The organism is Maribacter litoralis (assembly GCF_902506355.1).
GTDB lineage: Bacteria > Bacteroidota > Bacteroidia > Flavobacteriales > Flavobacteriaceae > Maribacter > Maribacter litoralis.
In genome coordinates, this window is sequence record NZ_LR733271.1 from 1,671,329 (window position 1) to 1,683,856 (window position 12,528).

Consider the following 12,528-nt stretch of genomic DNA (forward strand, 5'->3'; position numbering starts at 1 on the left):
GTAGTTATAACTACTCTAACCGTTCGCGCTCTATTTTATCTATGTTACGCTGGTTATCTTCTAAGCGGAAATTACCGAAGTTATAGGTGAAACCAAACTTAACATATTGGGTTTCCGGTTGGGATAAAAATCTGTTGTCTTGATTTAAATACTTAGAAGACATATACGAATTGTAGTTACCCAGTAAATCATTAGCGCTTACACTCAAAACTGCTCTATTATCTAAAAAAGATTTTCTTAGACCCACTGATAGATTGGTAGATTCCTCTTGAATGAAAGAACCTTGTAACCAACCCAATAAATATACAAACCCTAATTCTCCTTTAAAACTACCATCGTTGGACAGCGTAACGTAATTAGTAAGGTCTATATATGCCCCGTTATAATCATTCTTATAAGAATAATTATCGCTCTGTAGGGCTATAAAGGTTTCATCTTCATGAAATAGCGAAATATAGCTATACAAATACCAACTGTTGGTAATAGATTTACCATAGGTAAAATCGAACCCATATGAAGTGCTTTCCAGTACATTTTGCGTAATATCCCTTAAAACAAAATTATCATTGTCTTGAAAAGTAAGTGTTGAGATATACATGCCATTATCTCGGTAATAGAAATCAAAATAATATTCTTGATTTAAGGTATAGTTCAAATTAAATTTATGACTAAAACTTGGTGTTAGGTTTGGGTTACCCTCTTCAAAAGTACGTTCATTAATGTACGTTCTAAACGGATTTAAATCTTCATATCTAGGTCGTTGAACTTTTCTAGCATAATCAAACGATAAACTATGGTTCTCATTAATAGTATGTAGAATATACAAAGATGGAAATAGTTCAAAATAGTTAAGATCGTTAATGCTAGATACATTTAAGGACACGCCAGAACTTTCTGTTTGTTCTGCGCGCAAACCCGTCTTTATGCTCCATTTTTCCCAATCTTTAGATACACTGAAGTAACCTGCATAAACGCTTTCGTCATACGTGTAATCATCAGATAAATTCGGTATAAATTCCGTGCCATTATTCTGTAGAAAATAATCTAACTTACTTTCAGAGTCTATAAAAGAGCCTTTGGCACCTGTTTCAAAGAAAACACTACCAATGTAGTCGTTATAATCAATTTGAGCTGTTTTAATTTCTATTTGCTGATCTGCCAGGGTAGAAAAATTAAAATCACGAATAAATGATCCCCCAGGCTCGAAATAGTCAGAATTCACATCTTGATTTCTATCCAAATCGAAATTCGTATAATGTGCGTTTATCAATAAATTTCCTTGGTCTTTAAATTGATGCTTGAATGTAAGGTCACCGGAAATATTACGCTTTTTTTCACTCAGAAAACTCTGTGTTGTAAATAAAGAATCTAAAAGACCCGATGCATTTGTAATTGTTGTTTCCTGGAAAAAATCGGCATCCCTTTTTGGTTGAAATAGGGCATTACTTGTAAAACTTAATGCATTTTTATCATCAAAATTATAGTCTATAGCCAAACCAGCACTATGTGTATTGTTTCGTATTACTTGATCAAAATCAGTATCCCAAACGGAAACAATACCGGTATCATCCATGAAATTAGTATTGTTCAAGGTATTCTTAAATTCCTTCTTAGGAGTAAAATTATAACTGGCGTGAACGTTTAACTTTTTGGTTTTATAAAAATGAGAGGTTCCAAAATTGTACTTCGGAAAGACCCCTTGTGTATACCCAGCATTTACTTTTCCTTTATAACCAATAGAAACATTTTTACTGGTAACAATATTCAATACCGATCCACCTTCAGCATCATAACTTGCTGGAGGATTGTGAATTACCTCAACAGATTTTATATTTTCTCCTTGGTAATTTTCCAAAAGATTTTTAACCTCATCGGAAGACAATTGAACTTTACGGTCATTAATATAAACGGTAGTTGCTTGGTTTCTCACTTTCAATTCATCATTCATCATAATCACTCCTGGTGTTTGCCTAAGAATGTCCCATGAATTGTTCTGAGAAACAACTGTATTTTCAACATTGAAAACAATACGGTCAACCTCCCTTTTTACAACAGGTTTATTGCTGGTAACGGTAACTTCGTTTAATTGTTCAGCTTCCTGTGCAATAATCAAAGCACCTATTTTCGTGTCACTTATAATTTCTAAGGGTAAATTCTTAGACACTTGACCAACATAAGACGCTTTCAAAAAATAAAGACCTTCTGCAATACCTGTAAATACAAAAACACCGTTTTCATCTGCAGAAGTACCTTTTACCAAAGTTGAATCTGTAACGGTGAGTAGAAAAACAGAGGCAAAAGCAATAGGTTCTTGGTATTGGTCTTTTACTTCACCTTTAAGCTCAAAAGATTGTCCATGTGCAAATTGTGTAACACCTAAGGTGAAACAAAAAATTATAAATAAAGGTTTCAACAGAATTTTGGGGCTATTTGTCAAATCTTAGTATGCTATTGTCGTAATTCTTTACAATATATGTAATCCAAAGTTATAATTACAATAAATAAATAGATAACCACTCTAAAGCTTAGCGCTATAAATTAGATTATATTTGCAATTGCTCTTTAATGCCGAGTATATTTTTGGTAAATAAAGAGCGTCATTATTACTGTTTCCGCTATGAAAAACATTAGAAACTTCTGCATTATTGCACATATTGACCACGGTAAAAGTACCTTGGCAGATAGACTGTTAGAATTTACAGGATCGGTTACCGATCGTGAGAAAAAAGAACAGTTACTAGATAGTATGGATCTTGAAAGAGAACGTGGCATTACTATTAAAAGTCACGCGATACAGATGGATTATATCTATGAAGGAGAAGAATATGTTCTGAATTTAATTGACACCCCTGGTCACGTTGATTTCTCATACGAGGTTTCTAGATCAATTGCTGCCTGCGAAGGTGCTCTACTTGTTGTTGATGCTGCACAGAGCATACAGGCACAAACCATTTCTAACTTATACTTGGCGTTAGAAAATGATTTAGAGATTATCCCGGTTTTAAACAAGGTTGATTTACCTAGTGCCAACCCAGAAGAGGTTACAGATGATATCGTTGATCTATTAGGTTGTAAGGCGGAAGAAGTTATACCGGCATCTGCAAAAACAGGTATTGGTATTGAGGAAATTTTAAGTGCAATTATTGAACGTATTCCTGCTCCCAAAGGAAACCCAGATGAAGCATTGCAAGCTTTGGTTTTCGATTCTGTCTACAATCCGTTCAGAGGCGTTGAAACCTATTTTAGAGTTGTAAACGGTTCTATTAAAAAAGGACAAAAAATAAAATTTGTTGCTACCGATAAAAGTTACTTTGCAGATGAGGTTGGTACCTTAAAATTGACTCAGCATCCTAAAAAAGAAATAAATACAGGTGATGTGGGATACTTGATCACAGGTATTAAAGATGCCCGTGAAGTAAAGGTTGGTGATACCATTACAGATTCTGCAAACCCAACAAAAAATGCAATTGCAGGTTTTGAAGATGTAAAACCAATGGTATTCGCCGGTATATATCCTGTAGATACCGAAGATTTTGAAGAGTTAAGGTCTTCTATGGAAAAGTTGCAACTAAACGATGCTTCTTTGGTATTCGCCGCTGAAAGTAGTGCTGCACTTGGATTCGGTTTCCGTTGTGGATTCTTGGGAATGTTGCATATGGAAATTATTCAAGAACGCTTAGAGCGTGAGTTTGATATGACCGTAATTACAACGGTACCAAACGTTAGCTACTATGCATTCACTAGAAAAGATCCGGAGGTGCCGTTAATTGTTAACAACCCTAGTGATCTACCAGATCCATCTACAATTGATCGAGTAGAAGAGCCATATATTAAAGCTACCATTATTACTAAATCGGATTTTGTTGGTAACGTAATGTCGCTCTGTATAGAAAAAAGGGGACAAATTACTAACCAAACCTATTTGACCACAGAGCGTGTTGAACTTAATTTTGATATGCCACTTGCAGAAATTGTATTCGATTTCTACGATCGACTTAAAACGGTTTCTAAAGGATATGCGTCTTTTGATTACACCCCAATAGGTATGAGAGAGTCAAAATTAGTTCGTGTAGATATTTTATTGAACGCACAAACTGTCGATGCGCTTTCTGCCTTAATACATTTTGATAGTGCTACCACTATTGGTAAGAAAATGTGTGAGAAGTTAAAGGAGCTTATACCAAGACAACAGTTTGATATTCCTATTCAAGCGGCTATTGGTTCAAAGATCATATCTAGAGAAACAATTAAAGCCTTACGTAAAGATGTTACCGCTAAATGTTATGGTGGAGATATCTCTCGTAAAAGAAAGCTGTTAGAAAAGCAGAAAAAAGGTAAAAAACGTATGCGACAAGTGGGTAATGTAGAAATTCCACAAGAAGCATTTATGGCGGTACTGAAGTTGAACGACTAAATTATCTTACTTCTTTCTTATTTTTTAAATTCAATTGGTTGGGGAACTTGCCTGTGCTTTTTAAATAAACATTTTTAAATAGGATAATGGCTTTAAGATGCTTCTATATAATAAGATATAGTTTGTCCTCGTAGTTCAAAATAATTAAAAATCGTAAAGAAAATCTGAAGTTACTCTTTGTTTTTGGCTTCCTCTTTATCCGGATCTTCGGTTGGGAACATTTTACCTAAGTATGCCAGTTTATATCCTTTTTGAATGTCTGTAAAGTCTTTACTAAAGGCAGTAATGATATGAATATCTCCTTCTGGATCAATGAGGAACAAGGGAACGATATCGGCATCTGCCTTGGTAATTTCTATCAAACCTTCATAATGTTCTGTGTCATGCAATTCTATTTCATGTATAGCCGGAAACTTCCTTGCCGCTTCGGTCAGTTTGATAAAATCATCTGTATGTGAAAACAATCCTTCTTTCGGATTATTCTCTGGGTCTGACATTTCATCTGCATCAACAAGTCTAAATGAACCATTTTCTCCAAAGGCATCTTGAAACTTATCAATAGCATATTTATTAATATCAGAATTCGCGGTCAACGCCATTAAATATCCAATATCGTTCAATTCAATATTATCGATTAAATTATCTGAATAAATGTTTGCCGAAATAGCCTCTAGGCCTAGTTTGTTCGCTTTGTCAATATTAGACTGGTTATTGTCGATCAACACTACATGCCTATCATTTTTATGTAAATAATCGCCAATTAAACGGGAAACTTTAGAAGCACCCAATATTAAAATACCTTCGGATTTGTTTAGAAAAACACCTATTAATTTGGCAAACACTCTAGCTGTAGTTGCATTTAACAACACCGTACCCAAAACGATCATAAACACCAAAGGCGTAATATACTCTGCACCCACTTCTCCTTTAGATAGCAGTTTAGAACCAAATAAAGAGGCAATACCTGCGGCAACAATACCTCTAGGACCTACCCAACTTATAAAAAGCTTCTCGTTGAATTTTAAGTTAGAGCCTATTGAACTTAAAAATACACCAAGAGGCCTAATCACCAATACAATGGCCAAGAATAACGCTATGGTTTTCCAGGTAAATATCAACTCTAAGTCGGCAATATTTATGTTAGCAGCCAATAAAATGAAAAGTATGGATATTAAAAGAATACTCAACGATTCTTTAAAATAAAGTAGTTCTTTTATATTCGGCAAATTCGTGTTGCCCATAACCATACCCATAACCACTACGGCCAATAAGCCCGATTCATGCGCAAATACATCGGACATTACAAAAACTCCCAATACAACAGAAAGTGATACTACATTCAATAAATAATGAGGAATAAAGGTCTTTTTAATTAAAAAGGTAAGGGCATGCGCAAACGTAAAACCGAATGTAAAGCCAAATAAAAGAATTTTACCAAACTCGATTAAAGCGGTAACCGTATAAGCTTGACCTTCACCAACACTAATAAACTCATACACCAATACCGCAGCTAAAGCACCAATGGGATCAATGAGTATGCCTTCCCATTTTAAAATAGCTGAAATATCTTTCTTAAGTGGTATATTCCTTAAAATAGGAGTAATTACCGTAGGACCGGTAACAATAATCAATGCTGAAAAAAGAAAGCATAGCTGCCATGAAAGCCCAAAAAGAAAATATGCAGCAAGTGCAGCCCCAAAAAAAGTGGTTAAACTACCAAGTGTAATAAGTTTTGTAATTACGGGACCTATATTTCTTATTTCAGAACGTTTTAGGGTGAGTCCGCCTTCAAATAGAATAATACTTATTGCCAAAGACACAAAATAATAGAGTCCTTCTCCTGGAAAAAGACCTTTATCCCCATTCCAAATAGGTTCTATTATTTTAGATCCATCTTCTGTATACAAAGTAGACAAAGGTCCAACGATTAAACCGATAAGTATCAAAGGTAAAATTGCAGGCAGTTTTAAGCGCCATGCCACCCATTGAGCAAGTATTCCCAAAATTATAATCCCTGCAAGCTCTAGCATTTAATTTGTTTTGGTTAAAAATAACAATTCTAGACCAGTAAACGATATAAATAACTTACCATAACCCCTATTTTAATTTTAGAGATTTTATCACTTCATAAAATAACTGTATAAGGTTAAATGTAATCTAGGCGATCATAAGGTTCTCTAATATTTAGAGCTTTTAAATTTTAATATAAAAATTGGTTAACTTATACTAAGATAATACTACAACATATTATAAAAATCTTAAGATTATTTATGTAGGCGTAGCTGATGAATGTGCTTGTAAGATTAGCAATTTAAACTCTTAAAATTCATCTTTAATTCTTTCAAAATCAATTATAAATGTATTTATTACACCAAGTTTAATCCTACAAAAGAATCAGAAAAAACACCAAAATAGACAAGACTTTTATAACTTCGTTACTACACAAAAAATTAACTCTTATTATTAATTTGAAAATAATAGGGAAGTGCAATTAACTCATACCCATTAAAAATGTTTGTTCCAGAAAAGCATTCAATCTTAAAAAGCCCTTTATTTTATGGGTTTTTATCGTTTTTTCTGGTTCTTATCATTACTCAATTTATAGCCTATCAAAAATATCAGTTAGATCAAAAATCTGATCAACGAGAAATTGAACAAAGGGTATCAAAATTAAAAGTTGATTTACAAAATGTATTAGGTCAAAGTTATAATGCGACTCATACCTTAGCCTTTATAGTAGACCAATATGGAATACCACAAAATTTCGATAGCGTAGCCCAATTGCTTTTAAACAGTAATAAGAGTATTGATGCATTAGAATTAGTGGATAAAAAAGGTGTAATAACCCATGTATATCCATTAAAAGGAAATGAGGTTATTGGTTTAAATATACTAGATGATCCCGATAATAAAATGGGTGCAACAACTACCCTTAAAAAAGGCGATTATTACACCGCCGGACCTATTTATTTAAGACAAGGTGGCTCTGGAATTATTGGGCGTAAGCCCATGTTTAAAAATGGTGAGTTTAATGGATTTGTAGCGGCCGTGGTACGTTTGTCAACAGTGCTAAATGCTATACAATTAGATACTTTGGGCGAATCGAAATTCTCATACGAGTTGGTTAAAATTAATCTAGACGAAACCGAAGAAACCTTTTATGCTTCTAAAAATATTTCTAAAGAAGGTACTACTACACTTCCGTTAACTACAAGTGAAGGAGAATGGAAGTTATATGTATATTCGAATAATAATAAATTTAATTCCACCTCCACAATTTTCTCCGTTTTAGGTCTTCTACTCGCAATCGTTTGCGGGTTACTTTCCTGGTTTTTAATGCGCCAGCCTTCAAAGCTAAACAGATTGGTTGATGAAAAAACCGCAATGTTAAAAGAAAGTCAAGAGCGATATAAAATGCTTATTGAAGAAGCTTCTGATGGTATTTTTCTGTCCGATTTTAAAGGCAATGTTTTAGATGCTAACCCATTCGCTATACAGATGTTCGAGTATAGCAAACAAGAACTTTTAGATAAAAACATTACTGAGTTGATCTTATCTGAGGACCTTATAAATATGCATAAAAATTTCACTAAAGTCATAGAAGGTGAGTCCATGCGTATTGAGCGTAAAATGATTAAAAAAGATGGTTCTATCTTTTATGGTGAGGTAAGTGGTAAAAAGTTAAGCAATTCTACCATTATAGGAATCGTTAGAGACGTAACCCAAAGAAAAGAACTTGAATTATCTGTCAAAGAAAATTTAGTGAAGTTCAGTAAAGCTTATAACAATGGTTTTGTTGGTATGGTCATCAAAGATCAGAATAAACGATTTGTAGATGCCAATTGCTATTTTCTAGATTTAATAGGTTATTCCTTAGAGGAGATAAAAGGAAAAACCATGCATGAACTTGGGTTAATAGATATGGTTGAGGCCGTAAAGAAAAACCCTAAGCTGAATGCTTTTATTAACTCTGATCGCGTTGATAAAATCGAAATAGAATTAACCACCAAGAATGGTCAAAAGCTTCATTTAATTACATCTAATGAACCTTATGAGTATTTAGGAGAACAACTTTGTTTAAGTACATACATTGATCAAACTGAATCAAAAAATGCTAGCATAGCTATAGAAAAAAGCGAAAAAAGATATAAGCAGTTTACCGAGAGAATTTCAGACGCCTACGTAAGTTTGGATAAAAACTGGTGCTTTACTGTTATTAATGCCAAAGCAGCCAGAATAGTTGGTATAGATTCGAACGAGATGATAGGTAAAAATGTTTGGGATGAATTTCCTTCATTTAAAAATTCTGAGGCTTACGCTATTTATAACGGAGCAGTTAAAAGGCAAGTTTACACCCATTTTGAACAGTACCATGAAGAGGTAGATCGATGGATTGAAAACCACCTATATCCATCTCCAAACGGACTGTCTGTATTTTTTAGGGATATTACACACCGAAAAAAAGCCGATGAAGAAAAGCAACGACTTATCTCAGTAATAGAAAATAGTCCTGGTTTTATAGGTATGGCTACACTAGATGGAAAACCTCTTTTCTTAAATGATGCCGGTAAGAAATTAGTCAACCTGCCTAAAACTATTAACCCAAAAAACACCACTATACTCGACTTTTTTGAAGATGAATACAGGGAGGTAATAGCAAATGAACATATGCCTTCCATTATGGAAAAAGGACTATGGACCGGTGAAGTTCCACTAAAAAACTTTAAAACGAACAAACCTACACCTTTAGAATTTTCAGGTTTCTTAATTAAAGATGAGAAAACTAACAAACCTATTGCCATGGGCGCAATCGGGTTCGATTTAACGGAGCGTAAAAAAACACAAAAAGAAATTCTTGACCTACAGAGTAAAATGGACGCTGCGATAAGAATAGGTAAAATAGGATATTGGGATTTTGACATGAATACTAAAACCTATATATGTTCTCCGTTAATATATCATATCTACAATATTGAACCAGATACCGTAATAGACATCCCTTTTCTTGAAAGTCTCATACACCCAGACGACTTAGATATGCATAGGCAAAACGTAATGTTAATTTTAAAAGAAAAAACCACCCATGCATTTTCTTATAGAATAATAGTAAAAGATGGTTCTGTAAAATATTTAATGGTTGAAACGGAGGTAGATAGAAATGATGATAACCGTGCGGTAAACATTCGTGGTACCATAATAGATATTACTAAACAAAAAGAGGCAGATTTTGAGATTTTAAAATTGCAGAACAGAATGAATGCCGCAATAAGAATCGGTAATATTGGATATTGGCATTGGGACATGACTGGTGATGTTGTAGAGTGGTCTAAAGAAATGTATGCTATACATGAAATCGACCCAAGTACTAAAATGACAGTAGACCTGGTTAGAAAAACAATTTATCATGAAGACCTGTCTATAATGGACAAGGTATTATCTTCAAAACCTGGTGAAAAGCACCCAACACCAAGCATTTATAGATCTCAACTTAAAGACGGTACTTTTAAATATTTTTTAGCTTCATCTGAACTGGTTTTTGATGAGAACGAAGTACCAATTGTATATCGTGGTACCGCAATGGATATTACAAAAACCGTTCTGGCAGAAGAAGCCCTTAAAGAAAGTCAAGAGAAATTTGCCAAAGCCTTTGAGAACAAATTCGTTGGTATGCTCATTCTAGACGAAAGTGAGATTGTAATTGAAGCAAATGCTACAGTTTGTAGCATACTAAATGTTTCCAAAGAACAATTGATTAACAAAAAGATTATGGAGTCGGGTGTGGTTTTTTTAAATGATCATTACACTGAAAAAAGGCATAATACAATAAACCAATTAGAAGAACAAGGTAGAGTTACCAATGAAGAATTTAAAATTACCCTTACAAACGGACAGGAAAAAACCGTTTTAGTGTCTAAAGAATTTTTAGAGATAAAAGATCAAAAAAGGGTTTTGGTTACTATTAATGATGATACCAAAAGAAAAGAAACCGCCGAAAAATTAGCCACTCAATTTATTGAACTTCAAAAAACAAACTCAGAGCTAGATAGTTTTGTATACAGTGCATCTCATGAACTTAGAGCTCCATTGTCTTCTGTATTGGGTCTAATTCAGTTGATAAAAATGGAAGGCGTTGACCCAAAATTATATCAACATATTGATATGATGGAAATTTCAATAGAGAGGTTAGACAGCTTTATTAAAGATATTATTGAGTACTCAAGAAATAAACATAAAAATATTGAGCTAGAACCCATTAATTTTAGTAATTTAATAGAACAGTCTCTTGAGAGTTTTTGGTACTTAGAAAACACCAAAAAAATTAAAGTTGACATAAGCGTTGATGATAAGGTTCAATTTGTATCTGACAGTAAAAGGGTTTCGGTATTATTGAATAATTTTATTTCAAATGCTATTAAGTATCATGACGTTAATAAAGAGTCACCTTTTATTTGGATAAGCGTAAAAACATCTATAAAAGAAGCTATCTTAGTTGTAAAAGACAATGGTGTTGGTATCGATGAAGACCAAATAAAACGAATTTTTGAAATGTTTTACAGAGTATCCTCTAAAGTAATGGGATCCGGTATTGGACTATTCATTGTAAAAGAGGTTATATCTAGATTAAAAGGAACTGTCACATTAAAATCTAAAATTGGAGAAGGTTCAACATTTACGATAACAATACCAAATGAATCAGGTAAATTATAATATGAGCAAGGATATTAATATTTTGTTGATCGATGATTCGGATGTCGATAATTTCATTAATAAAGCTGTTATTTCAAAAGAGGATAATATTTCTCAAATAACCACTATGACATCTGGGCAAGACGCTTTAAACCATTTAAATGAGATTGTTGATAACCCAGATACATATCCAGATATTATTTTTCTGGATATCAAAATGCCGGGTATGAACGGTTTTGAGTTTTTAGATGAATATTTAAAACTGCCCGAAACTATTGTAAATCACTGTAAGATTTACATCTTAAGTTCTTCAATAGATTCAATAGATTCTGAAAGAGGAAAAGAATATGCCATTGTAAAAAAGCATTTGACCAAACCATTGGCACATCATAAAATTGGAGATTTATTGGCTGAAGATTAAACTTTTATAAAAAAGCTATTCATCAATTCTAAAATTCAATAAAAAACACTTTATATAGGGCTTAAATTATAATATCTTCTTAATAATCATAAGATTTGGTACACTTTTATTATTTTGCCCCTTATGAAAATTTATCCCATTGAAACTGGAAATTTTAAGTTAGACGGTGGTGCTATGTTCGGGGTGGTTCCAAAAACAATTTGGCAAAGAACAAACCCGGCAGACGACAACAATTTAATTGATATTGCCGCCAGATGTCTTTTGATTGAAGACGGTGATAGATTGATTTTAGTAGATACCGGTATGGGTAATAAACAATCTGATAAATTTTTTGGATATTACTATCGTTGGGGTGTCTTCAATATAGATTCATCCTTAAAAAAATATGGTTTTCATAGAGATGATATTACCGATGTTTTTTTAACCCATTTACATTTTGATCATGTTGGTGGTGCCATACAGTGGAACAAAGATAGAACAGGTTATGAGCCCGCATTTAAAAATGCTAAGTTTTGGACGAATGAAAAACATTGGAAATGGGCCACTGAGCCTAACCCAAGGGAAAAAGCTTCGTTTTTGAAAGAAAATCTGTATCCAATGCAAGAAAGTGGTCAGTTAACCTTTATTGATCATACAGATAAAAGCTTTTTAAAAGATAGTCCGCTCGGATTTGATATACGTTTTGTTGACGGCCATACAGAAAAACAAATGTTGCCACAATTTACTTATCAAAACAAAACTATTGCTTACATGGCAGATCTTATACCAACAGTGGGTCATATACCTTTGCCTTATGTTATTGGTTATGACACTAGACCACTTATTACCATGACCGAAAAAGAAATATTCTTGAACGAAGCTGTGGAAAACAACTACTATCTTTTCTTTGAGCACGACGCTCACAACCAACTTTGTACTTTAAAACATACAGAAAGAGGAGTAAGGTTAGATCAACTATATACCTTCGACGAACTCTTTAATTAACGCTACACTTTTTAATTTCTAA

At 33.4% G+C, this 12,528-nt stretch carries 6 protein-coding genes; 4 read left to right on the plus strand and 2 right to left on the minus strand.

Annotation, left to right across the window (positions count from 1 at the left end; translation table 11 throughout):
- Positions 1-10: 10 nt before the first annotated feature.
- On the minus strand, positions 11-2,413 hold the full coding sequence (locus EXIGUO8A_RS07090; RefSeq protein ID WP_159302558.1) for an outer membrane beta-barrel family protein: 2,403 nt from the start codon (positions 2,411-2,413) through the stop codon (positions 11-13).
- 204 nt (positions 2,414-2,617) lie between these two features.
- Between EXIGUO8A_RS07090 and lepA the strand changes: the two genes are divergently transcribed.
- Positions 2,618-4,414 carry a translation elongation factor 4 gene (gene lepA, locus EXIGUO8A_RS07095; RefSeq protein WP_116771551.1) on the plus strand — a complete coding sequence of 599 codons (1,797 nt, stop codon included), beginning with the start codon at positions 2,618-2,620 and terminating at the stop codon, positions 4,412-4,414.
- A gap of 170 nt (positions 4,415-4,584) precedes the next feature.
- Here lepA and EXIGUO8A_RS07100 read toward each other — a convergent pair whose 3' ends face one another.
- On the minus strand, positions 4,585-6,444 hold the full coding sequence (locus EXIGUO8A_RS07100; RefSeq protein ID WP_159302559.1) for a cation:proton antiporter: 1,860 nt from the start codon (positions 6,442-6,444) through the stop codon (positions 4,585-4,587).
- Positions 6,445-6,925: 481 nt separating this feature from the next.
- Here EXIGUO8A_RS07100 and EXIGUO8A_RS07105 point away from each other — a divergent pair, with 481 nt between their 5' ends.
- From EXIGUO8A_RS07105 to EXIGUO8A_RS07115, 3 genes are all read left to right on the plus strand, one after another.
- Positions 6,926-11,122: a PAS domain S-box protein gene (locus EXIGUO8A_RS07105; RefSeq protein WP_159302560.1), complete on the plus strand. Its 4,197-nt coding sequence runs from the start codon at positions 6,926-6,928 to the stop codon at positions 11,120-11,122.
- Positions 11,103-11,522: a response regulator gene (locus tag EXIGUO8A_RS07110; protein ID WP_159302561.1), complete on the plus strand. Its 420-nt coding sequence runs from the start codon at positions 11,103-11,105 to the stop codon at positions 11,520-11,522. Before EXIGUO8A_RS07105 ends, EXIGUO8A_RS07110 begins: the two co-directional genes overlap by 20 nt.
- A gap of 123 nt (positions 11,523-11,645) precedes the next feature.
- A complete protein-coding gene (locus EXIGUO8A_RS07115) occupies positions 11,646-12,506 on the plus strand; it encodes an MBL fold metallo-hydrolase (protein ID WP_159302562.1) in 861 nt (286 codons plus the stop codon).
- Positions 12,507-12,528: the final 22 nt, after the last annotated feature.